Origin of the sequence: Sphingomonas sp. MM-1 (genome assembly GCF_000347675.2) — a bacterium.
Classification (GTDB): Bacteria; Pseudomonadota; Alphaproteobacteria; order Sphingomonadales; family Sphingomonadaceae; genus Sphingomonas_E; species Sphingomonas_E fennica.
Map to the genome: position 1 here is coordinate 1,685,765 of NC_020561.1, position 21,094 is coordinate 1,706,858.

Consider the following 21,094-nt stretch of genomic DNA (forward strand, 5'->3'; position numbering starts at 1 on the left):
CCGTCCCCGACGATATGGGAAGTATGTGTGACTCTTTCGAGTCCCGCCGATTACCAGCGGCGGTTACAAACCCGTCGTTACCAACGGTAGTGCGAGAAGGCGCGGTTCGCTTCCGCCATGCGGTGCGTATCCTCGCGCTTCTTCACCGCGTTGCCGCGGTTGTTGGCGGCGTCGAGCAGCTCGCCCGAGAGACGCGCCGACATGGTGTTCTCGCTGCGCGCGCGGGCGGCGGCGATCAGCCAGCGGATCGCCAGCGCCTGCGAACGCTCCGGACGGACTTCCACCGGCACCTGGTAGGTGGCGCCGCCGACGCGGCGGCTGCGGACCTCGATGCCCGGACGGATGTTGTTGAGCGCATCGTGGAACACGCCCAGCGGATCCTTCTTGGCGCGCGCCTCGACGGTATCCAGCGCCGAATAGACGATGCTTTCGGCGACCGACTTCTTGCCGTCGAGCATGACGGAGTTCATGAACTTGCTGAGCACGACATCCCCGAACTTCGGATCGGGCAGGATTTCGCGCTTTTCGGGACGACGACGACGAGCCATCTCGTTACTTCCTTATCTAGGCGCCCGGGGCCGCGAGGGCCGCGCCGGGCATGTCAACCGGTCTTGGCCAGAGCTTACTTCGGACGCTTGGCGCCGTACTTCGAACGGCTCTGCTTGCGATCCTTCACGCCCTGCGTGTCGAGCACGCCGCGCAGCACGTGATAGCGCACGCCCGGAAGGTCGCGCACACGGCCGCCGCGGATCAGCACCACCGAGTGCTCCTGCAGGTTGTGGCCTTCGCCGGGGATGTAGCTGATGACTTCGCGCTGGTTGGTCAGGCGGATCTTCGCGACCTTGCGGAGAGCCGAGTTCGGCTTCTTCGGGGTGGTCGTGTAGACACGCGTGCAGACGCCGCGCTTCTGCGGGTTCTGCTCCATCGCGGGAACCTTGGACTTGGCCTTCTGCGGCTCGCGTCCCTTGCGGATCAACTGATTGATCGTCGGCATGAAGCCCTTCACCTTTTGTTACCGGAAAAACCGGCGGTTACTTTACCGATGCCCGAATTGCCCCGGGGCATGCCCGGAACGCGCAAAGGCCCCGGCGGCCTAACGACCCGCCCGGACCATTGCGTGCATCAGCAATGTTCAAGCTAGTCCGCCATCCGGGAATCCGGCGGACGAACAGCGCGGCGCTATAGAGAGAGAGTCGCCCTGGGTCAACGGGGGCCGCCTCGCGCCCGCCGGCCGCCCCGGCCGGGGCAAGGGATACCCCGCCGTCCCGCCCGATTCCATCGGTGCGGCGCCGGAATGGCTCGCGCCGTCCATTCTGCCCCGGCGGCGCGGTTGCAAAGGCCGGCCTGCTCCATATCGTCGTCACCGGGGGGTCGCGATTCGCCCGTATGTCCGGGCAAATCGATCGATCAGGGGACATTACGGATGGGATGGTTCAACGCATTCGCGCAGGCGGCCATCATCGGCACCGTCCGCCCTTATGTAAGCCGGGAACTGCCCGGCTGGGGCAAGCTCTACAACAGGCTGATCGGCACCTACGCCCATGACGGCTTCTGGGCGGGGCAGCCGCCCCGCTGGGTGCGCGGCAAGCTGCACGGCTATGAGATGCGGGTGGATATCCGCCGCTGGTCCAACCGGGCGACCTTCTTCCTGGGCCGCTTCTACGACCTGCCGACCCAGCTTCTGATGATGGGCGTGGTGCGGCGCGGCGACACGGTGGTGGACATTGGCGCCAACGAAGGGATGATATCGCTGCTGCTGAGCCGGCTGGCCGGGCCGGATGGACGGGTGATCGCCTTCGAGCCCAATCCCGGCCCGCGCGCCGTGTTCGAGGCCAATCTGGAACGCAACCGCATCATGAACACGCGCGTCCACGCCTGCGGCCTGGCCGACGAGCCGGGCACGCTTCCGCTGTTCGTGCCGCACATGAACAGCGGCGAGGGATCGTTCGGCGCGCGGCGCTACGATGCGGACGAAGGCGAGACCATCGCCTGCCCGATCGGCGTGGGCGACGAGATGCTGGCGGGCGAGATACCGGCGGTGATCAAGATCGACGTCGAGGGGTTCGAGCTTCGCGTGCTGCGCGGGCTGAGCAAGACGATGGCCCAGGCCAAGCCCGTGATCGTGATGGAGATGGTGGCGAGCCACCTCGCCCGCGCCGACGCCTCGCCCGCCGCGCTGATGGAGGAGCTGGCGCGCCACGGCTATGTCGGCCACCGCCTCGGGGTCGAACGGGTCGGCGGGCGGCAGGCCCTGCGGCTGATCCCCGTCGATCCGGCGGCGGAGTGGACCGACGGCGATCTGGTGTGGACGGTGCCCGGATCGGCCGGGCACGACGCGATCGAGGCCATCAGGCAGCCGGCGGGATAAGCCGCCGGCCGCCGTTCAGCGCAGGTCCTTCACCACGTCCCCGCCCTTCATCACGAAGGGCACGGATTCGAGCAGGCGGACATTGGCGGTCGGATCGCCGGAGACGGCGATGATGTCCCCATAGCGGCCGGGCTCGATCGCGCCGACGCTCGATTCGCGGCCCAGCGCCTGCGCGGCGGTGAGGGTGGCGGCGCGGATCGCCTCCGCCGGTGTCATGCCGTAGCGGACCATGATCGCGAACTGGCCGGCGGCGGTGCCGTGCGGCATCACCCCGGCATCGGTGCCGAACACCAGCTTCACGCCGGCATCATGCGCCTTGCGGAAATTCTGGCGCTGGATCTCGGCGATCTCGCGGTCCTTGCGGAGATTATCCTCCAGCACGCCGTTCTTCGCGCCTTCCGACTGGGTATATTCGGTGTTGAAGATATCCATGGAAAGATAGGTGCCACGCTCCCTGGCCAGCCTGATCCCCTCATCGTCGATCAGGCTGGCATGCTCGATCGTGTCGATGCCGGCGCGGATCGCCGCCTTGATGCCGGCGGTGCCATGGGCATGGGCGGCGACCTTCAGGCCCCACATATGCGCTTCATCGGCAATGCCCCGAAGCTCCGCCTCGCTAAGCTGCTGCTGCCCCGGCTCGGTATTGCGGGAGAAGACGCCGCCCGTCGCGCAGACCTTGATGACTTCCGCGCCATATTTGCGCTGCTCGCGCACCCGCTGGCGAAGCTCGTCCACCGAATCGCCGACCGCCTTGCCCTTCGCCTCGAACGAGGGCGGCAGATAGGTCTCGTCGCAATGGCCGCCGGTCGCGCCCAGCGCGTGGGCCGCGGGCACGATGCGCGGGCCGGGGATCAGCCCTTCCTCGATCGCCTGCTTCATGCCGACATCGGCATAATTGCCCGATCCGACGTTGCGGACGGTGGTGAAGCCGGCTTCCAGCATCGCCTTGGCATTGGCGGTGCCCTGGATCGCCCAGAAGCTGTCGGTGAACTGGAGGCCGGTATAGCCGCCATAATGCGGGTTGCCATCGAGGTGGACGTGCATGTCGATCAGGCCCGGCAGGATCGTCATCTCGCCGAGATCGACGCGCCGAATCCCCCCCGGAAACACATGCCGAGCATCACCGCGCGTAGTGACGGATTGTATGCGGCCGTCGACGATGGCAACGACTGGATCGTCAAGCAGCTTGCCTGATTTCGCATCGAACATATGTGCGGCCGTGACGACCACGGTTTCCGCCGAAGCCGGCGCGGCGACAGTGGCGAGCAACAGCGCGGAAAGCGCCGCAAGCGATTGTTTCATAAGACCCCCTTCGTCCTCTGCCGTCAGTCGTAACCCCGCCTCCCGCCGCCGGCAATCGGGCATTCACCCCCGGCGGGCGAGGCGGAGGCAGCCGGCGACCCACAAGAGGCCGATCGCCCAGCCGGCGGCGACGTCGCTCGGCCAATGGACGGAGAGCATCACCCGCGACAGGCCGACGGCGAGCGCGAGCGCAAGGGCCGCCGCCGTCCATCCCCAGGCCGGCGACCAGAGACGGGCGGCCGCGAGCCACACGATCAGGTTGTTGGCGGCATGGCCGCTCGGCATGCTGGCGGAGCGGACGATGTCCTGATGCGGCAGCAGATCGGGCCGGGGCCGGCCGATCGCCGACTTGAGCAGCAGGACGAGGAGCGCCCCGCCCGCGACGATGGCGAGGAACAGGCCGGCGCGCCTGGGGCCGCGCCGCCAGCCGATCAGCGCCGCAAGCAGCAGAACGATAAGAAAACGCGGCCCGGCATCGCCGAACCGCGTGAAGAAAAGCGCAAGTCCGGCGGCGGCCGATCCGGGTTCGACCGCCAGCGCGTGGAGCAGGGCGGCATCGAGGCCGGCCGTCATCCCTGCCCCCGCCCCCGCCGCTCCGCACCTTCCGGGCGGAGCGTCAACGGATCCTGACTTTCGTCAGGATGGCGGGGCATGGGGAGGATCGCCCTGCCCTAGAAGTGCAGCGCGCGGCCGTAGGCGGAAAGCACGCTTTCGTGCATCATCTCGGACAGGGTCGGGTGCGGGAAGACCGTCTCGATCAGTTCCGCCTCGGTGGTCTCGAGCTGCTTGGCGACGGTATAGCCCTCGATCAGCTCGGTCACTTCCGCGCCCACCATGTGCGCGCCGAGCAGCTCGCCGGTCTTGGCATCGAACACCGTCTTGATGAAGCCTTCCGCCTCGCCCAGCGCGATCGCCTTGCCGTTGCCGATGAAGGGGAACTTGCCGACCTTCACCTCATAGCCGGCTTCCTTGGCCTTCGCCTCGGTCAGGCCGACGGACGCCACCTGCGGCCGCGAATAGGTGCAGCCGGGGATGTTGCGCTTGTCCATCGCGTGCGGGTGCTGGCCGGCGATCGCCTCGGCCGCGATCACGCCTTCGTGGCTCGCCTTGTGCGCCAGCCATGGCGGCGCGGTGACATCGCCGATCGCCCAGAGGCCGGGCACGCCGGTGCGGCCCATCGGATCGGTATCGATATGGCCCTTGGTGGTCTTCACCCCCAGCGCCTCCAGCCCGATATTCTCGGTATTGGGGACGATGCCGACCGCGACGATGACATGGCTGAACTCGGTCGTCTCGACCTTGCCGTCCTTGCCCTTGATCTGGGCGGTGACGCCCTTGGCGCCCGTCTTCAGCGATTCGACGCCGGCGCCGGTGAAGATCTTCATCCCCTGCTTGGTCAGCGCCTTTTCCATGAAGGCGGAGACTTCCTCGTCCTCCACCGGCAGGATGCGGGGCAGCATCTCGACGATCGTCACGTCGACGCCCATGTCCGAATAGAAGCTGGCGAATTCCACGCCGATCGCGCCCGATCCGATGACGAGCAGCTTCGTCGGCACTTCCTTGGGCGTCATCGCGTGGCGATAGGTCCAGATCCGCTCGCCGTCCGCCTTGGCGAAGGGCAGGTCGCGGGCGCGGGCGCCGGTGGCGATGAGGATGTCCTTGGCGGCGAGATCGGTCTTCTTGCCGTCCTTCTCGACGCTCAGCCTGCCATTGCCGGTGATCGTGCCGGTGCCTTCGACGACGGTGATCTTGTTCTTCTTCATCAGCGTCTTGACGCCGGCGTTGAGCTGGGCGGCGACGCCGCGCGACCGCTTCACCACCTTGGCGATGTCGAAGCCCGGCTTCTCCACCGACAGGCCATAGGCCTCGGCATGGGTCATGTAGTGATAGATTTCCGAGGTGCGGAGCAGCGCCTTGGTGGGGATGCAGCCCCAGTTCAGGCAGATGCCGCCGAGCAGCTCGCGCTCGACGATCGCGACCTTGAGGCCGAGCTGCGCGGCCCGGATCGCGGCGACATAGCCGCCGGGACCGGAGCCGAGGACGATGAGATCATAGGTGTCAGCCAAGGAAATGCTCCCGATCCAACTGCGATGCGGGAGGAGCGCCCCCGCATCGACGATTATCTAGTTCGCCGCTCCGTCCGCCGGCAGCGGGGGGACGCGGCGGGGCTGCCGGTCCTCGCCGATGGCGACGAAGGTGAAGGTGGCGTGCGTCACCTGATAGCTGCGGTCGTCGTGCCGGGCGCGGCGCCAGGCCTGCACCTCGATCTTCATCGAGGTGCGGCCGACGCCGACCAGCGACGCATAGACCGACACCTCGTCGCCGACGACGACGGGACGGTGGAAGGTCATCCCCTCCACCGCGATCGTCACCGCGCGGCCGTGCGAGTAGCGCGAGGCGACCGATCCGGCGGCCGAGTCCATCATGCTCATCAGCCAGCCGCCGAATATGTCCCCATAGGGGTTCGTATCGGCCGGCATCGCGATCACGCGGATCGCCGGTTCGCCCGAAGGCGGGATATCGTCGTCCCGGCTCAAGCCAGCATGCCCAGCGGCTTTTCGACGAGGCGCTTGAACGCCGCCATCAGCTCGGCGCCGACGGCGCCGTCGATGGCGCGGTGATCGAAGCTGCCGGTCGCCGTCATCACCGTGGCGATGGCCAGCGCGTCATTGACGACATAGGGCCGCTTCTCGCCCGCGCCGACCGCGAGGATCATGCCCTGCGGCGGATTGATGACGGCGTCGAACTGCTTGATGCCGAACATGCCGAGGTTGGAGATGGAGGCGGTGCCGCCCTGATATTCCTCGGGCGCGAGCTTGCCTTCGCGGGCACGGGCGGCAAGATCCTTCGCCTCGGTGGCGATGCGCGACAGCGGCTTGTTGACGACGTCCGTGATCACCGGGGTGATGAGGCCGCCGGGGATGGCGACCGCCATCGAAATGTCCGACCGCTGGAATTTGACAAGGTTGTCGCCGGCGAACTGGACGTTCGCATCCGGCACCTCGGCCAGCGCCACGCCGAGCGCCTTGATGAGGAGATCGTTGACCGAAAGCTTGACGCCCCGGCCCTCCAGCCCGGCGTTGAGCTCGCCCCGCAGCTTGAGCAGCGCATCGAGGTTGCAGTCGATCGTCAGATAATAATGCGGCACCGTCTGCTTCGACTCGGTGAGCCGCTTGGCGATCGTCTTGCGCATGTTGGAAAGCTTGATCGTCTCGGCCGGGATGCCGGCCGGAGCGGCGGCAGGCGCGGGCGCGGGCGCGGGCTGGGCAGCGGGCGCACCGGCGGCAGCGGCCGGGGCGGCCGCGCCCGGCTTAACGCCTTCCACGTCCGCCTTGACGATGCGGCCGTGCGGCCCCGATCCGGTGACGGCGGCAAGATCGATGCCCTGGGCCTGGGCGATGCGGCGGGCGAGCGGGCTCGCCTTCACGCGATCGCCCGATGCGGCCGGCTGGGCGGCGGGACGGGGCGCGTCCGCCTTGGGGGCTTCGGCCTTGGCGGTCGCGGGTTCGGCCTTCGGCGCGGGGGCTTCGGCCGGCTTTTCCGCCTTGGGCGCGGGCGCGGAGGACGCGGCGGCGGAGGCATCCTCGCCCTCGCCGGCGATCAGCGCGATCACCTCGCCCACCTTCACGCCATCGGTGCCCTCGGGGATGACGATCTTCGCGATCGTGCCTTCATCGACCGCCTCGAACTCCATCGTCGCCTTGTCGGTCTCGATCTCGGCCAGGAGATCGCCGGACTTCACCGTATCGCCTTCCTTCACCAGCCATTTCGCCAACGTCCCCTCCTCCATCGTCGGCGAGAGGGCGGGCATTTTGAGTTCGATGGGCATAAGGCTGGCCTCGAATATCTGGGCAGGGAACAGGCGACCGTCTCTCGGACAAGCGGCCCTGCCGGTCAAGGCCCCCTTCCCCCGCGTCATGCTTGCCTGCGCGCTTCATTTCACCCATGTCTTGCCCCCAACAGGGAGAGACGAGCGATGCGCACCTATCTGGTGGTGATCGACGATAATGACGAATCGCGCGTCGCGCTGCGCTTCGCCGCGCGCCGCGCCGCCAAGACGGGCGGCGCCGTGGAGATCGTGGCGCTGATCCCGCCCCCGGAGTTCGTGCAATGGGGCGGCGTGCAGGCGGCGATGATGGAGGAAGCCCGGCTGCGCGCCGATGCGCTGGTGGCGCAGGCGGCGGGCGAGCTGATCGAGGAAACGGGTCTGCGCCCTTCCATCACCGTGCGCGACGGCGATCCGGTGGCGGCGGTGCGCGCGATGCTGAAGGAACGGCCGGAAACCGCCGCCCTGGTGCTGGGCGCCGCCGCATCCGGCGCGCCGGGGCCGCTGGTCGCCCATTTCGCCGGCCAGGACGCCGGCAAGCTGCCCTGCCCGGTGATGATCATCCCCGGATCGCTGAGCGACGAGGCGCTGGACCGGCTGAGCTGAGCCTGCCTTCTATTCGCCGATCCGGCCCGCCAGGATCACCGCCAGCGCGGTAATGCCGGCCACATCCTCGGCATCGAAGCGGTTGGGGGTGGGGCTGTCGAGATCGATCACCGCGATCACCCGGCCGTCGCGCTTCACCGGCACCACCAGTTCGGAGGCGGAGGCCGCGTCGCAGGCGATGTGGCCGGGAAACGCATGGACATCGGCCACGCACTGCGCCCGCCCGCTTTCCGCCGCCGTGCCGCACACCCCCTTGCCGAAGGGGATGCGGATGCAGGCGGCCTTGCCCTGGAACGGCCCCAGCACCAGTTCGCGCCCCTGCGCGCGATAAAAGCCGGCCCAGTTGAGATCGGGCAGATATTCCCATAGCAGCGCCGCCGCATTGGCCATGTTGGCGACCGGATCGGGCTCGCCCGCCGTCACCGCCTCCAGCGCGGCGGCGAGATCGCGGTAGACGGCCGGCTTGTCCTGCCCATCGGCCATGGCGAACTGATACATCGGATATTCCTTCAATCCATGCGGACCTTGCCGCGTCCGCGCTTGATTTCGGATCGCTGCGACTTTCCTTCAAGCCGGCGCGCCTTGGCCGCCTTGCCGGGCTTGGTCTTCACCCGGCGCACGGGGCGGACATGGGCCTTGGCCAGCAATTCCCCCAGCCGTTCGCGCGCCTCGGCCCGGTTCGCCTCCCGCGTGCGGTGGGTGCGGGCCACCAGCACGATCGCGCCATCGGCGGTGAAGCGGCTGCCCGCCAGCTCCTTCAGCCGGCGATAGACATCGGGCGCGAGGCCCAGCGCGAACACGTCGAGCCGGATCTGCACCGCCGTCGCCACCTTGTTGACATTCTGGCCGCCCGGCCCGGTGGCGGCGAGGAATTTCTCCTCCAGCGCGTCCTCCGGGATCGGCCAGGGTTCAGGCGGCGGCATCGGGAACGGCGGCATGGGCCGCGAACGGCCCGAAGCTGGGCGGCGGATCGGCCAGCGCCGTCACCGGCGACTTGCCTTCGCGCGGCACCGTGAGGGCGCGGGCGTGGAGCAGCATCGCCCCGGCATCGCCCCGGCCATAGACCGGATCGCCGACGATCGGCGCGCCGAGCCCCGATGCGGCATGGACGCGGATCTGGTGGGTGCGGCCGGTTTCGGGCCGGAACTCGATCAGCGCCCGGCCGTCCGCTTCCATCAGCTTGCGCCAATGGGTGCGCGATGCCTTGCCGCGATCGTCCACCACCATCCGCCACCCTTCCTCGCGGGTCGAAACCTTGAGGAGCGGCAGATCGATCACCCCTTCCGCCTCGGCCGGCGGCGGGCTGACGACGGCCCAATAGACCTTGGTGACGCTGCCCGCCTCGAACGCGGCCGAAAAGCGCTTGTGCGCCTTGGGGTTGCGCGCGAGCAGCAGGCAGCCCGAGGTATCGCGATCGAGCCGGTGGACGATCTGCGGCCGGCGCTGGAAACCGAAGCGCAGCGAATCGAGATGGTTCTCCACGCTCAACGATCCGTCCCGCACCGGCGTTACCGGCAGACCGGCGGGCTTATCGACGACAAGCGCCTCGGCATCGATGAAAAGGACATGATCGGAGAGCATCCGCCCGCTCTGTCACGGAGCGGGGCGGGGCGCAACTTCGGCGGCGCGCGCCTTAGTCGTGAGCCTCGTCGCGACGGAAGCGCCGGCGCAGCCAGCGCGCCGCGAAGATCAGGCCACCCGCCGCCAGCACCCAGGGCAGAATGGTGGCGACCAGCGTGACCAGCAGGCCCAGACTTTCCCCGAAAAAGCCCGCGACATTGCCCACGGACCGCCGCAATGGCTGCCAGAAGCCGGCATCATCCGGCGCGTAGCCGATCTCGATGGTCGACATCGCCACGCGCCCGCGCGCTTCGGCCAGCCAGGATCGGGCGGCGTCGATCTCCTCCTGCACCTCGGCCACCGCCTTTTCCGCCGCGACAAGATCGGCGACGGGGCCGTTGCGCGTCTGGAGCAGGGCCATGAGCCGGTCGGCAAGCGCTTGCCGGGCGCGCACCCGCGCCTCCGTGTCGACGATGCGCTTGGAAAGATCCTCCGCCTCGATGCTCGCATCGCCCTGGCGGCCACCGGCGGATGCCACCGCCTGCCCCAGCGCCGTGCCGAAATTGCGGGCGATTCCCGCCTCGACCGCGAGCGTCATCGAACCGGAGGCGCCGCCATCGTCCCCCGAGGCACGGCCCATCGCCAGCACGCGGCAGCGCGCCGGCCCCAGCCGATCGCACATCGCCAGATGGCGATCCTGCGCGCGGACGATCGCATCGGCGGGCAGCCGGAAGGAATAATGATAAGTATAAGCGATCTGCGGCACGCTGACCTGGATCGCATCTCCGCCCTTTTCTAGGCTTGCGGGGGCTTCGGCCAGTTCCTCGGTGGACGGCGGCGGCTCGACCGATTTGCTGCAGCCGCCCAGCATCAGGGCAAACGCAATCAATCCCCACGACCAGAACCGCCCCATATAGTCCCCAATGCTTCCCCGGTGCGGCGCGACCTTAGATTGAAACCCGATCAATTCCAGAGAAGTTTCGGCGACGGGCGCATTCCGCTCGACGTGAACTTTGGCAGCCTATAGCGTCCTGGGAAGGCGGGGGAGAATCAGGGCGTTGCTCGAATTTCTGGGGGCTGGGGAAAATCTGGCGTTCGCGGTCGCGCTCGCCCTCATGCTGCTGATCGGCGCGGTGGAGGCCGTGGGGCTTTCCGCCGGGATGATCGGCCATGAGATCGACCTGGACGGCGATGGCGACTGGCTGGGCTGGCTGGGCATCGGCCGCATTCCGCTGCTGATGCTGCTGTGCGTGCTGCTCGCCTGCTTCGGCCTGATCGGGCTGATCGGGCAGCAGGTGGCGCTGAATCTTACTGGCGCACTGCTGCCCGGCTGGATCGCGGCGCCGGCCGCCGGCGTGGCGGCGCTGCCCGTCACCGGCATTCTCGCACGCGCGCTGGGCCGCATCCTGCCCCGCGACGAGACCACCGCGATCGACCCCGGCGAACTGGTGGGCCTCGGCGCCACCATCGTCGTCGGCCGCGCCTCTCCCGGATCGCCCGCCAAGGCGCGGGTCCGCGATCATCATGGCCAGACCCATTATGTGATGGCCGAACCCGACAATCACGGCCAGGTTTTCGGCGAGGGCGAGGAGATTCTGCTCGTCCGCCGCGAAGGCAACGTCTTCCGCGCCATCGCCACCGGCCGCCCATCATCGCTGCAACTGGAAGGCTAGATGAGCAACATCGTACCCGTGACCGAACAGGGCAATTCGCTGGTCAGCATCGGCATCTATGCCGGCATCGCGCTGGCACTGATCCTGACGCTGGGCTTCATCATCGCCCGGCTCTACAAGCGCGCATCCAAGGAGATCGCCTTCGTCCGCACCGGCTTCGGGGGCGAGAAGGTGGTGATGAACGGCGGCGCGCTGGTGCTGCCGGTGTTCCACGAGACCATGCCGGTCAACATGAACACCGTGCGCCTGGCGGTGGAGCGCAAGAACAGCGACGCGCTGATCACGCTGGACCGCCTGCGCATCGACGTGAAGGCCGAATTCTATGTCCGCGTGCGGCCCGATCGCGAGGCGATAGCCATCGCCGCGCAGACGCTGGGCATGCGGACGATGAATCCCGATGCGCTGAAGGAGCTGGTGGAGGGCAAGTTCGTCGATGCGCTGCGCTCCGTCGCCGCCGGTATGACGATGAACCAGCTGCACGAGCAGCGGTCCGATTTCGTGCAGAAGGTGCAGCAGGTTTCGTCGGCCGATCTGGCGATGAACGGGCTGGAGCTGGAATCGGTTTCGCTGACCGGGCTCGACCAGACATCGATCGAGCATTTCAACGCCAACAACGCCTTCGACGCCGAGGGTCTCACCAAGCTGACCGAGCAGATCGAGCTGCGCAAGAAGGCCCGCAACGATATCGAGCAGGATACCCGCGTCCAGATCGAGGCGAAGAATCTGGAGGCCGCCCGCCAGTCGCTCACCATCGGCCGCGACAGCGAGTTCGCGCGGCTGGAGCAGGAGCGCGAGGTGGAGATGCGCCGCGCCGAGCAGACGTCCGAGATCGCCCGCCAGCAGGCCGAGCGGCAGCGCGAGGCGGACCAGGCGCGCATCCTCGCCAAGCAGCAGACCGACGCCGCCCAGATCGAGGCGGACCGCGCCGTCCAGCAGGCCAAGATCGCCCAGGCGCAGGCGATCGAGATCGCGCGGCAGGAACAGCAGATCGCCGTGCAGAACAAGAGCCGCGAGGAAAGCCAGGCCAAGGCCGAGGCGGACAAGGCGCGCGCGGCCGCCGTCGCCGCCGAGGAGCAGGTAGGGACCGCCCGCGAGACCGAGGTGGCCGAGCGCGTCAAGCGGATCGAGCTGATCGACGCCGCCCGTGAGGCCGAACGCGCGGCCATCGCCATCCGCGTGCAGGCCGAGGCGGAAAAGCAGGCCGCCGCCGACCGGGCCGAGGCGCTCCGCGCGGCGGCGCAGGGCGAGGCCGATGCGGAGAAGCTGAAGGCCGACGCCGCGCGGGTGCGCTTCGAGGTCGAGGCCGCCGGCCAGCGGGCGATCAACGAGGCGGCGAACCTCCTCTCGTCCGACCAGATCTCGCTCCAGACCAAGATGGCGCTGCTCAAGGTGCTGCCGGAGGTGATCCGCGAGGCGGCGAAGCCGATGGAGGCGATCGACAGCATCAGGATCGTGCAGGTCGACGGCCTCGGCGGCGGCGGGGTCGCGGCCGCCAATGACGGTGGATCAGGCGCGGCGGGCGACGGCAACCTCGCCAACTCGGCGGTATCGGCGGCACTGCGCTATCGCGCGCAGGCGCCGGTGATCGACAGCCTGATGCGCGAGCTGGGCTTCGACGGCGCCACGCTCGATTCGCTGGTGGCGGGCGCGGCCGGCGGCGATACCAAGGCGGTGGCGCCGCCGCGGAACGGCGTGAGCTTCGCCGCCCCGGTCGCCGCCAAGGCCCCCCGCGACGCCGAGCCCACCAAGGACTGAAGCACGGGGAAGAATAAGGGCGCGCGGGGCGATAATCCCCGCGCGCCTTATTCTTTGGAAGCGAGGCCTCAGGCCCCGATCAGCATGCCCGCCAGCGCCGCCGACATCAGGTTGGCGAGCGATCCGGCGATCAGGGCCTTCACCCCCAGCCGGGCGATCATCGGCCGCTGGTTGGGGGCGAGGCTGCCGGTCGCGGCCATCTGGATCGCGATCGAGCTGAAATTGGCGAAGCCGCACAGCGCGAAGGTGACGACCGCCACCGTGTGCGGCGAAAGCTGATCGAGCTGCTGGCCGAGCGAGATATAGGCCACGAATTCGTTGAGCACGACCTTCTGGCCGAACAGGCCGCCGGCGATCCCCGCCTCGTTCCACGGCACGTTCAGCAGATACATGATGGGCGCGAAGACGAAGCCCAGCAGCTTCTGGAAGCTCAGCCCCTCCAGCCCGAACAGGTTGCCGACCCCGCCGAGAATGCCGTTGGCGAGCGCCACCAGCGCCACGAAGGCGAGCACCATCGCCCCCACCGAAACCGCGATGCGCACGCCCGTCTGCGCGCCCTGGGCGGCCGCCTGGATGATGTTGGCGGGCTTTTCCTCGTCATGCGTCGCCTCGGCGATGGCGATCTGGCATTCCTCGTCCGGCGCATCCGGCGCGTCGGGCATGATGATCTTCGCCATCAATATGCCGCCGGGCGCGGCCATGAAGCTCGCCGCCAGCAGATAATCGATGCGGATGCCCATCGATGCATAGGCCGCGAGGATCGTGCCCGCCACGCCCGCCATGCCCGACGACATCACCGTGAAGAGCTGGGCGGGCGTGAGCGAGGCAAGATAGGGCCGGATCACCAGCGGCGATTCGCTCTGCCCGACGAAGATGTTGGCGGCCGCGCACAGCGATTCGACCTTGGAGACGCCCGTCACCTTCTCGATCCCGCCGCCGATCCAGCGCACCACCAGCGGCATGATGCCGAGATGGTAGAGGATCGAGACGAGCGCCGCGAAGAAGATGATCACCGGCAGCGCCTGCAGCGCGAAATTCTTGCCGAGCCGGTCGGCCGCGAGATCGCCGAACAGGAAGGACGTGCCCTCGTTCGCATAGCCGAGCAGGTTGGATACGCCCGCCGACAGCCATTCCAGCGCCCAGCGCCCGGCCGGCACGTAGAGGACCAGGATGGCGATTCCCACCTGGAGGGCGAAGGCCGCGCCGACGACGCGCAGCCGGATGGCCCGGCGATTGGACGACAACAGCACGGCGATCGCCAGGATCAACGCGATCCCGGCCAGGCCGATCAGGAACTTGGTCATGAAGTTTCGAAAACCCCCGGATGCCCCGCGCCGCATAGCCAGGCGCGCCGGGATGCGGTGATCGCATGCCGCGCCGCAATAGGCCAGCCGCTTTCGTCGCAAACAGGGCGTGACACGGTTTCAAGCAGGCGCCACCGCCATCCCACTTTCGCGGGTGCGGGAAAGCCGTTAACGGGGGCCATGACGAACCCGGCCGCGCCCGCCATCCGCCCTTCCCTCTTCCTCTACGCGCTCCTCTACGGCGGCATGACGTGCATCGCCGGCGTGCTGGGCAACAAGCAGGTCGATCTCGGCCCGCTGGCGGTGGAAGCCGGGATCTTCGCCTTCCTCCAGCTCGTGGTGCTGTCCAGCGCGGTGGCGGAGCTGCACGGGCGGGCCACCGCCAACCGCATGGTGCTGTGGGGATTCGCACCTCTAGTGATGTCGATCCTGCTGATCCTGCTGGTGCTGGCGCTGCCCGCCGCCGACGAGATGGACCCGGCCCGGCGTGACGGCTTCCACCTGGTGCTGGGGCAGAGCCCCCGGCTGATGGCAGGCGGCATCGTCGCCTACGGCACGTCGCAACTGCTGAACGTCACCATCTTCAGCGCGCTCCGGCGCGGCGAGGGCCGGCTGCTATGGCTGCGCGCGGGGCTGGCGAGCATCGCATCGCAGGTGGTGGATACCTTCCTGTTCGTGACGATCGCCTTCCTGGGCGTGTTCCCGATCGGCGAGCTGATGCTGGGCCAGATGATCGCCAAGGTGGTGCTTTCGATCGTGCTGGTGCCGCCGCTGATCTATCTGGCCGTCGGCATCGGCCGGAAGCTGGACGCGCGCGGCTGAGCCAGGCCGCCGGCCCACCGGGGCGCAACCAACAGGTGACGCAAGCCCCCGTCCCCGCTATGGGCGCGCCATGACCGACCACGCCATCGATCCCGCCCTGCTGTCCAAGGCCGAAACGCTCGTCGAGGCGCTGCCCTATATGCAGCGTTATGCCGGCGAGACCTTCGTGGTGAAATATGGCGGCCACGCCATGGGCGATCCCGAGGCGGCGGCCGATTTCGCCGAGGATGTCGTGCTGATGAAGGCGGTGGGGATCAACCCCATCGTCGTCCATGGCGGCGGCCCGCAGATCGGCGCGATGCTGAAGACGCTGAACGTGGAGACCAGCTTCGTCGACGGCCTGCGCGTGACCGACGCGCAGACCGCGCGCGTCGCCGAGATGGTGCTTTCGGGATCGATCAACAAGGAAATCGTTTCCTGGATCGGCCGCGCGGGCGGCCGCGCCGTCGGCATTTCCGGCAAAGACGGCCGGCTCGTCACCGCCGAGAAGGTGCACCGCACCCAGCGCGACCCCGACAGCAATATCGAGCGCGCCGTCGACCTGGGCTTCGTCGGCGAGCCGGCTGACGTGGATTGCCGGCTGCTGGAAACCATTTCCAAGTCCGGCATGATCCCGGTGGTGGCGCCGATCGGCGTGGGCACGGATGGCGAGACCTACAATATCAACGCCGATACCATGGCCGGCGCCATCGCCATCGCCACGGGTGCGGCCCGCCTGTTCCTGCTGACCGACGTGCCCGGCGTGCTGGACAAGCAAAAGCAGTTGATGCCGGACCTCACCCCCACCCAGATCGCGACGCTCCGCCAGGACGGCACGATTTCCGGCGGCATGATCCCCAAGCTCGAAACCTGCGTGCACGCCGTGGAAGGCGGGGTGGACGCGGCCGTGATCCTGGACGGACGGGTGCCGCACGCCATGCTGCTGGAAATCTTCACCCGGCGCGGCGCCGGCACGCTGGTCCGCGCGGGCTGATCTCGATCCCGGCGACACCCGCCGGATCGTGACGGCGCGACAACCGGCCTCGAACTCCGCCGGGACGGCTGCTCATGCGGCCCCCTCCATTCCGCCCGTCGCCACCCTTATATTGCCCGGAAACGCCTCTCCGGCTAATCGAAACATCCAACGGCGGATCAGGGAAACTTGCTGATGTATCTTGTAGGGGCGCTGCTGAGCGTCATCGATCTTCTCATCAACATCCTGGTCGCGATCTTCATCGTCCAGATGGTGCTGTCGCTGCTGGTCGCGTTCAACGTGGTCAACACCTATAACGAATTCGTCCGGCGGCTGATGGAGGCGCTCTATCGCGTCACCGAGCCGCTGCTGCGGCCGATCCGCCGCTTCATGCCCGATCTGGGCGGGCTCGATTTCTCGCCGATGGTGCTGATCCTCGGCCTTATCATCCTGCAGAAGCTGCTGGCCGGCATGGCCTATCAGGTGGCCTACGGCGGCTGAGGCGCTGCCCTGGAGCATCGCCGGGGACGGCGTGCAGCTGGCCGTGCGCGTCACCCCGCGCGGCGGCCGGGATCAGGTGGCGGGGCTGTGGCGTGACGCAGCCGGGCGATGCTATCTGGCGGTGAAGGTGGCGGCGGCACCCGCCGACGGCGCCGCGAACGATGCGGTGCGGGCGCTGCTGGCCAAGCGGCTGGGGCTGGCGCGGGGCGATGTGGCGCTGGTCCATGGCGCGACATCGCGGGAAAAGAGATTCAGGCTGGCGGGCGATCCCGCGGCCCTGGCGAAGAAACTGGCAGAATTGGGACAGGCGGAATGAGCGCGGAACGGATCGACGGCAAGGCATATGCGGCGGGCCTGCGCCAGCGGCTGGCGGCGGCGGTGCCCGCGTTCGAGCGGGCGACGGGCCGGGTGCCCGGCCTCGCCGTGGTGCTGGTGGGCGAGGACCCGGCGAGCGCCGTCTATGTCCGCTCCAAGGGCAAGGCGACGGTGGAAGCAGGCATGGCGAGCTTCGAGCACAAGCTGCCGGCCGACACCTCCGAGGCCGATCTGCTGGCGCTGGTCGACCAGCTGAACCGCGACGCAACGGTGGACGGCATCCTCGTCCAGCTGCCGCTGCCCAGGCAGATCGACGAGCAGCGGGTGATCGCCGCGATCGATCCGGACAAGGACGTGGACGGCTTCCACGTCGCCAATGCCGGCCGGCTCGCGGTGGGCCAGCCGGGCTTCGTTCCCTGCACGCCGCTCGGCTGCCTGATGCTGCTTCAGGATCGGCTGGGCGATCTTTCCGGCATGGAGGCCGTGGTGATCGGCCGTTCCAACATCGTCGGCAAACCGATGGCGCAGTTGCTGCTGGGCGCCAACTGCACCGTCACCATCGCCCACTCGCGCACCCGCGATCTGCCCGCCGTGGTGCGCCGCGCCGATATCGTCGTGGCCGCCGTCGGCCGGCCGGAAATGGTGAAGGGCGATTGGCTGAAGCCCGGCGCGGTGGTGATCGATGTCGGCATCAACCGGGTGCCGGCCGCCGAGGAAGGCAAGACCAGGCTGGTCGGCGACGTCGACTATGCCAGCGCCGCCGAGGTCGCCTCCGCGATCACGCCGGTGCCGGGCGGCGTCGGCCCGATGACGATCGCGGTGCTGCTGCGCAACACCCTGGTGGCGGCTTTCCGCCGCGCCGGATTGGCCGCGCCGGAGGGACTGTGATCCAGGCGGCGCTGCTGCTGCTCACCGCGGCAACCGCGCCCCCTGCCTCCATCGGCGCCGAACAGGCCGAGCGCGCCTTCGCCGCCATGGCGCAGCGCGATGGCCAGTGGACCGCATTCCGCGCCTTTGCCGCCAGGGACGGGCTGATGTTCGCGCCCGAGCCGGTGAAGGCGCAGGCTTTCCTCGCCGGCCGCGAGAACCCGCCGGTCCCGGTGATGTGGTGGCCGGCGACGGCGATCACCGCCTGCGACGGCAGCCTCGCCATATCGACCGGCCCGTGGATCGGCGCGGCCGAGGGCGGCACCGGCACCTTCACCACCGTGTGGCGGCGGCAGGCCGACGGCGGCTGGAAATGGCTGCTCGATCATGGCCGGTCCACCCCGGCCTTCGTGCCCGCCGGACGGGAGGTGGCGCATATGTCCCCCGATTGCAGCAGCCGGACGGAAAAGACGGCGCGCGCGCAACGGCTGGCCGAGGAAACATCCCTCGCCCCCGACCGCAGGCTCGCCGCCGATGCCGTGCAGCAGCGCGAGGGACGCATGCCGGAAAAGGCCGTGCGCACGCTGGCCCTGCAACCGCAGGGCGCGCTGATCGCGGAAGGCCGGTCGGACGATGCGACGCTCGCCTGGCAGGCCCACGCGCTCAAGGGCGGCAAGCCCGGCGCCCATGACCTTGCCGTCTGGCAATGGCGCGGCGCCGATGGCTGGCGGATCGTGCTCTACGAGACCATAGGGATCGAATGATCGAGCTGTTCATCTCCGCCTTCGTCACCTTCTTCGTGGTGATCGATCCGCCCGGCTGCGCGCCGATCTTCGCCAGCCTCACGGCCGGCGCGACGGCCGCGCATCGCCGGGCGATGGCGGTGCGCGCGGTGATCGTGGCGGCGTGCATCCTCCTCGTCTTCGCCTTGTTCGGCGAGGATTTCCTGCGGGCGCTGGGCGTGAGCCTGGATGCCTTCCGCATCGCCGGCGGCATCATGCTGTTCGTGATCGCGATGGAGATGGTGTTCGAAAAGCGCACCCAGCGCCGCGAGGACCGGGCCGAGAAGATATTGCAGGAACATGTGGAGGACGTGTCGATCTTCCCCATGGCCATCCCGATGATCGCCGGCCCCGGATCGATCGCCAGCGCCATGCTGGCCATCGGCAAGAGCCACGGCTGGGTGGAAGGCGCGGTGGTGCTGGCGGCGATGGGCGCGATCCTGCTGCTGACGCTGGCGGCCCTGCTCACCGCCGGGCCGCTGATGCGGCTGGTGGGCCAGAATGTGGAAGCCGTGGTCTCCCGCCTGCTCGGCGTGATCCTGGCGGCGCTGGCCGCGCAATTCGTGATCAACGGCATCCACGGGTCGTTCGGGCTGGGGTGAGCCGGGCACGACCCCAGACTATCGCTTCACGGCCGCCCACGAATCATGGAGCCGCCGCCCATTCTCCCACCGGGCCGCGGCCCCTACCCCCGCACGCGCCAGAGGCGGAATGGGGATCCCTTGGGGAGGGCCACGGGCTGCAGCCAGTCCGGCGCCTTGTCGTCGCGCAGGCGGGCGTAGAAGCCGTGGGGGGCCTCGCTCGCATAGACGGTCGATTCGGACATGCCGGGGCAGATCAGCACCATCGTCACCCCGTGCCGGGCGATGATGCCGCGCGCCTGTTCCGCCGATCCGCGGAAGGCGTGCTGCACGTCGAGGATCGCCTGCTGGTTGCGATGATAGGGGCCGGCGATCGCCTTGTGGTGCGTCATCGCGATCAGGCGGGGGCCGAAATCGACGAAGGTGAGGATCGTCGCCGCCGGCATATGCGCGATCGGCCGTAGCGCCGGCAGGGTCGGGCAACGGCGGTTGGCGGTGTTGATCGCCTTGCGATAGGCGTTCGGCGCCTCCGCCGGGATCATGTCCACCGCAAGCCGGCCGAACATGCCCGTCACCACCAGCACCAGCAGCGCCGGCACGCCGATGCGGGTGAGCGGCCGGGCCTGCCGGCGCGCCCAGCCCAATCCCGCCCAGCCGAGCGCCGCCGCCCCCGGCACCGCGAGCAGCTGGGCAGCGGCCCCGGCGCGGAGCTGCCACAGCAGCATGGCGGCGGCGGCGGCGGCCAGCAGGCCGGCGCCGATCCACGGCATCAGCATCGGCGTGCGGCGCGCGCGCCAGATCGCGAAAAGGCTGCCGATCAGGCCGATCACCGGCAGCGCCGCCGTGGGCAGCGCCACCCGCCAGCCATGGGTGTAGATCGGCCGCGCCTCGCGCACCTTGCTGAGCCACAGCCTGTCGAGTTCCGGCGAGACGCCTTCGGGGCGCGACAGGCAATGCGGCCAGGCCAGCGCGAAGCAGCCGCCGATCACGGCCGCCGCCAGCACCGCCAGCGCCAGCCGGGCGGGCCAGCCGCGCACCGGCAGCAGGGAAAGACCGACGAGAAGCGCGCCGCCGCCCAGCGCCGCCGAAAGCCATACCGGCGACAGCGCGTCGCACACCGCCCCGCGATTGTCGTTCGAGGCGAAGACCAGGAAACCGATGGCGCAGCCGGCCGCCAGCGACACGCCATAGGCGCGCAGCCGTTCCGCCTCGCCCCCGTCCACCACCCAGCGCAGGCCGGTGATGCCGGCGATCAGGACCAGATAGGGGAACATCTCCAGCCCGATCACCAGCGACAGTGCGGTGGCGATGCCGATCGTGGCCCCGCCCCGCGCCTGGCGCGGATCGGCCATCCCGGCGACGGCAAGGGCAAGGAAGGCGAGCTGCCAGCCGTGATGATCGATGCGCAGCGGCGTCCACATCGCCATTGCCTGCCCGCCGAAGACGAGGATCAGCAGCCCCAGCGCGAAGGCGGCCGGCGCCACCAGCCGCCGCACGGCCAGCGCCATCGCCGCCATCGATGCGCCGAGCGCGAACAGGGGCGCGATCGCCGCCGCCCATTTTTCCGCCATGATGCCGCCGAGAAAGGGGCGCAGGCCCAGGATCAGGCCCGCGATCGGCAGGTCGACGAGGCGCGACCAGTGGATGTTGGCGCCGCCCGGCGGATCGAGCTTATACTGGCGCAGGTCGAACCAGGCCTGCCCGTCCAGCCAGGCGCGCACCTCCGCCAGCCGGAGATTGTCGTCGGTGTCGAGCAGCGCGAACCAGCGGATCGCACCCCATTTGGACGCGATCATCGCTATGGCGGCGATCGCCCAGAAGAGCAGCACCCAGCGCAGCCAATGGCGCGCGAACGGATCGTCTTGCACACTTCCCATAAG

Annotated in this window: 24 protein-coding genes; 11 read left to right on the plus strand and 13 right to left on the minus strand. The window is 68.9% G+C overall.

The window, feature by feature from the left end; all coding sequences use genetic code 11:
* Window positions 1-77 precede the first annotated feature (77 nt).
* Window positions 78-548: a 30S ribosomal protein S7 gene (gene rpsG, locus G432_RS08220; RefSeq protein ID WP_015458363.1), complete on the minus strand. Its 471-nt coding sequence runs from the start codon at window positions 546-548 to the stop codon at window positions 78-80.
* 74 nt (window positions 549-622) lie between these two features.
* Complete coding sequence (gene rpsL / locus G432_RS08225; protein WP_010127208.1) at window positions 623-994, minus strand: 30S ribosomal protein S12; 372 nt, start codon at window positions 992-994, stop codon at window positions 623-625.
* 429 nt (window positions 995-1,423) lie between these two features.
* Here rpsL and G432_RS08230 point away from each other — a divergent pair, with 429 nt between their 5' ends.
* The gene (locus tag G432_RS08230) at window positions 1,424-2,368 is read left to right on the plus strand and encodes an FkbM family methyltransferase (RefSeq protein ID WP_015458364.1); all 945 of its coding nucleotides are present in this window, start codon (window positions 1,424-1,426) and stop codon (window positions 2,366-2,368) included.
* Between the two features lie 15 nt (window positions 2,369-2,383).
* Here the strand turns inward: G432_RS08230 and G432_RS08235 are convergent, their stop codons facing one another.
* The 5 genes from G432_RS08235 to G432_RS08255 all read right to left on the minus strand — a co-directional run bounded on the left by G432_RS08235 (window position 2,384) and on the right by G432_RS08255 (window position 7,499).
* Window positions 2,384-3,670: a Xaa-Pro dipeptidase gene (locus G432_RS08235; protein ID WP_015458365.1), complete on the minus strand. Its 1,287-nt coding sequence runs from the start codon at window positions 3,668-3,670 to the stop codon at window positions 2,384-2,386.
* Between the two features lie 63 nt (window positions 3,671-3,733).
* Window positions 3,734-4,243, minus strand: a complete 510-nt coding sequence (locus G432_RS08240; RefSeq protein WP_015458366.1) for a phosphatase PAP2 family protein — start codon at window positions 4,241-4,243, stop codon at window positions 3,734-3,736.
* A 98-nt stretch (window positions 4,244-4,341) separates the two neighbouring features.
* Window positions 4,342-5,736 carry a dihydrolipoyl dehydrogenase gene (lpdA, locus tag G432_RS08245; protein WP_015458367.1) on the minus strand — a complete coding sequence of 465 codons (1,395 nt, stop codon included), beginning with the start codon at window positions 5,734-5,736 and terminating at the stop codon, window positions 4,342-4,344.
* Window positions 5,737-5,793: 57 nt separating this feature from the next.
* Entirely contained in the window at window positions 5,794-6,150 is a 357-nt protein-coding gene (locus G432_RS08250; RefSeq protein ID WP_413818452.1) for an acyl-CoA thioesterase, read from the minus strand.
* A gap of 53 nt (window positions 6,151-6,203) precedes the next feature.
* A complete protein-coding gene (locus G432_RS08255; protein ID WP_015458369.1) occupies window positions 6,204-7,499 on the minus strand; it encodes a pyruvate dehydrogenase complex dihydrolipoamide acetyltransferase in 1,296 nt (431 codons plus the stop codon).
* A 147-nt stretch (window positions 7,500-7,646) separates the two neighbouring features.
* Between G432_RS08255 and G432_RS08260 the strand changes: the two genes are divergently transcribed.
* Complete coding sequence (locus G432_RS08260) at window positions 7,647-8,102, plus strand: universal stress protein (protein ID WP_015458370.1); 456 nt, start codon at window positions 7,647-7,649, stop codon at window positions 8,100-8,102.
* Between the two features lie 9 nt (window positions 8,103-8,111).
* On the opposite strand, the gene G432_RS08265 is transcribed toward G432_RS08260, so the two are convergent.
* The 4 genes from G432_RS08265 to G432_RS08280 are packed head-to-tail and all read right to left on the minus strand — an operon-like array spanning window position 8,112 to window position 10,575.
* The gene (locus G432_RS08265) at window positions 8,112-8,600 is read right to left on the minus strand and encodes a GAF domain-containing protein (protein WP_015458371.1); all 489 of its coding nucleotides are present in this window, start codon (window positions 8,598-8,600) and stop codon (window positions 8,112-8,114) included.
* 11 nt (window positions 8,601-8,611) lie between these two features.
* On the minus strand, window positions 8,612-9,025 hold the full coding sequence (gene arfB / locus G432_RS08270; RefSeq protein ID WP_041865257.1) for an alternative ribosome rescue aminoacyl-tRNA hydrolase ArfB: 414 nt from the start codon (window positions 9,023-9,025) through the stop codon (window positions 8,612-8,614).
* Window positions 9,012-9,683 (minus strand): RluA family pseudouridine synthase, encoded by a 672-nt coding sequence (locus G432_RS08275; protein ID WP_015458373.1) that lies wholly within the window; start codon window positions 9,681-9,683, stop codon window positions 9,012-9,014. The genes arfB and G432_RS08275 overlap by 14 nt, the downstream gene beginning before the upstream one ends.
* 52 nt (window positions 9,684-9,735) lie before the next feature.
* Entirely contained in the window at window positions 9,736-10,575 is an 840-nt protein-coding gene (locus tag G432_RS08280; RefSeq protein ID WP_015458374.1) for a DUF4349 domain-containing protein, read from the minus strand.
* A 145-nt stretch (window positions 10,576-10,720) separates the two neighbouring features.
* On the opposite strand from G432_RS08280, the gene G432_RS08285 reads away from it, so the two are divergent.
* Together G432_RS08285 and G432_RS08290 are read left to right on the plus strand one after the other, a co-directional pair.
* Window positions 10,721-11,335: a YqiJ family protein gene (locus tag G432_RS08285; protein ID WP_015458375.1), complete on the plus strand. Its 615-nt coding sequence runs from the start codon at window positions 10,721-10,723 to the stop codon at window positions 11,333-11,335.
* Window positions 11,336-13,090: a flotillin family protein gene (locus G432_RS08290; RefSeq protein WP_015458376.1), complete on the plus strand. Its 1,755-nt coding sequence runs from the start codon at window positions 11,336-11,338 to the stop codon at window positions 13,088-13,090.
* Window positions 13,091-13,158: 68 nt separating this feature from the next.
* Here the strand turns inward: G432_RS08290 and G432_RS08295 are convergent, their stop codons facing one another.
* The gene (locus G432_RS08295) at window positions 13,159-14,394 is read right to left on the minus strand and encodes a NupC/NupG family nucleoside CNT transporter (protein ID WP_015458377.1); all 1,236 of its coding nucleotides are present in this window, start codon (window positions 14,392-14,394) and stop codon (window positions 13,159-13,161) included.
* A 180-nt stretch (window positions 14,395-14,574) separates the two neighbouring features.
* On the opposite strand from G432_RS08295, the gene G432_RS08300 reads away from it, so the two are divergent.
* From G432_RS08300 to G432_RS08330, 7 genes are all read left to right on the plus strand, one after another.
* Window positions 14,575-15,216, plus strand: a complete 642-nt coding sequence (locus G432_RS08300) for a queuosine precursor transporter (protein ID WP_015458378.1) — start codon at window positions 14,575-14,577, stop codon at window positions 15,214-15,216.
* Between the two features lie 70 nt (window positions 15,217-15,286).
* Entirely contained in the window at window positions 15,287-16,189 is a 903-nt protein-coding gene (argB, locus tag G432_RS08305) for an acetylglutamate kinase (protein WP_015458379.1), read from the plus strand.
* Between the two features lie 174 nt (window positions 16,190-16,363).
* Entirely contained in the window at window positions 16,364-16,669 is a 306-nt protein-coding gene (locus tag G432_RS08310) for a YggT family protein (protein WP_015458380.1), read from the plus strand.
* 31 nt (window positions 16,670-16,700) lie between these two features.
* Window positions 16,701-16,985: a DUF167 family protein gene (locus G432_RS08315; protein WP_015458381.1), complete on the plus strand. Its 285-nt coding sequence runs from the start codon at window positions 16,701-16,703 to the stop codon at window positions 16,983-16,985.
* Complete coding sequence (folD, locus tag G432_RS08320; protein WP_015458382.1) at window positions 16,982-17,872, plus strand: bifunctional methylenetetrahydrofolate dehydrogenase/methenyltetrahydrofolate cyclohydrolase FolD; 891 nt, start codon at window positions 16,982-16,984, stop codon at window positions 17,870-17,872. The genes G432_RS08315 and folD overlap by 4 nt, the downstream gene beginning before the upstream one ends.
* Window positions 17,869-18,615: a hypothetical protein gene (locus G432_RS22095; RefSeq protein ID WP_015458383.1), complete on the plus strand. Its 747-nt coding sequence runs from the start codon at window positions 17,869-17,871 to the stop codon at window positions 18,613-18,615. The genes folD and G432_RS22095 overlap by 4 nt, the downstream gene beginning before the upstream one ends.
* Entirely contained in the window at window positions 18,612-19,235 is a 624-nt protein-coding gene (locus tag G432_RS08330; RefSeq protein ID WP_015458384.1) for a MarC family protein, read from the plus strand. The genes G432_RS22095 and G432_RS08330 overlap by 4 nt, the downstream gene beginning before the upstream one ends.
* An 83-nt stretch (window positions 19,236-19,318) precedes the next feature.
* Here the strand turns inward: G432_RS08330 and G432_RS08335 are convergent, their stop codons facing one another.
* A complete protein-coding gene (locus G432_RS08335; protein ID WP_015458385.1) occupies window positions 19,319-21,091 on the minus strand; it encodes a hypothetical protein in 1,773 nt (590 codons plus the stop codon).
* Window positions 21,092-21,094 lie beyond the last annotated feature (3 nt).

Bases quoted from the DNA above. Each gene is read 5' to 3' on its own strand.
- rpsG (WP_015458363.1), bottom strand. From the start codon at position 548: ATGGCTCGTCGTCGTCGTCCCGAAAAGCGCGAAATCCTGCCCGATCCG.
- rpsL (WP_010127208.1), bottom strand. From the start codon at position 994: ATGCCGACGATCAATCAGTTGATCCGCAAGGGACGCGAGCCGCAGAAG.
- G432_RS08230 (WP_015458364.1), top strand. From the start codon at position 1,424: ATGGGATGGTTCAACGCATTCGCGCAGGCGGCCATCATCGGCACCGTC.
- G432_RS08235 (WP_015458365.1), bottom strand. From the start codon at position 3,670: ATGAAACAATCGCTTGCGGCGCTTTCCGCGCTGTTGCTCGCCACTGTC.
- G432_RS08240 (WP_015458366.1), bottom strand. From the start codon at position 4,243: ATGACGGCCGGCCTCGATGCCGCCCTGCTCCACGCGCTGGCGGTCGAA.
- G432_RS08250 (WP_413818452.1), bottom strand. From the start codon at position 6,150: ATGCCGGCCGATACGAACCCCTATGGGGACATATTCGGCGGCTGGCTG.
- G432_RS08255 (WP_015458369.1), bottom strand. From the start codon at position 7,499: ATGCCCATCGAACTCAAAATGCCCGCCCTCTCGCCGACGATGGAGGAG.
- G432_RS08260 (WP_015458370.1), top strand. From the start codon at position 7,647: ATGCGCACCTATCTGGTGGTGATCGACGATAATGACGAATCGCGCGTC.
- G432_RS08265 (WP_015458371.1), bottom strand. From the start codon at position 8,600: ATGTATCAGTTCGCCATGGCCGATGGGCAGGACAAGCCGGCCGTCTAC.
- arfB (WP_041865257.1), bottom strand. From the start codon at position 9,025: ATGCCGCCGCCTGAACCCTGGCCGATCCCGGAGGACGCGCTGGAGGAG.
- G432_RS08275 (WP_015458373.1), bottom strand. From the start codon at position 9,683: ATGCTCTCCGATCATGTCCTTTTCATCGATGCCGAGGCGCTTGTCGTC.
- G432_RS08280 (WP_015458374.1), bottom strand. From the start codon at position 10,575: ATGGGGCGGTTCTGGTCGTGGGGATTGATTGCGTTTGCCCTGATGCTG.
- G432_RS08290 (WP_015458376.1), top strand. From the start codon at position 11,336: ATGAGCAACATCGTACCCGTGACCGAACAGGGCAATTCGCTGGTCAGC.
- G432_RS08295 (WP_015458377.1), bottom strand. From the start codon at position 14,394: ATGACCAAGTTCCTGATCGGCCTGGCCGGGATCGCGTTGATCCTGGCG.
- G432_RS08300 (WP_015458378.1), top strand. From the start codon at position 14,575: ATGACGAACCCGGCCGCGCCCGCCATCCGCCCTTCCCTCTTCCTCTAC.
- argB (WP_015458379.1), top strand. From the start codon at position 15,287: ATGACCGACCACGCCATCGATCCCGCCCTGCTGTCCAAGGCCGAAACG.
- G432_RS08310 (WP_015458380.1), top strand. From the start codon at position 16,364: ATGTATCTTGTAGGGGCGCTGCTGAGCGTCATCGATCTTCTCATCAAC.
- folD (WP_015458382.1), top strand. From the start codon at position 16,982: ATGAGCGCGGAACGGATCGACGGCAAGGCATATGCGGCGGGCCTGCGC.
- G432_RS08330 (WP_015458384.1), top strand. From the start codon at position 18,612: ATGATCGAGCTGTTCATCTCCGCCTTCGTCACCTTCTTCGTGGTGATC.
- G432_RS08335 (WP_015458385.1), bottom strand. From the start codon at position 21,091: ATGGGAAGTGTGCAAGACGATCCGTTCGCGCGCCATTGGCTGCGCTGG.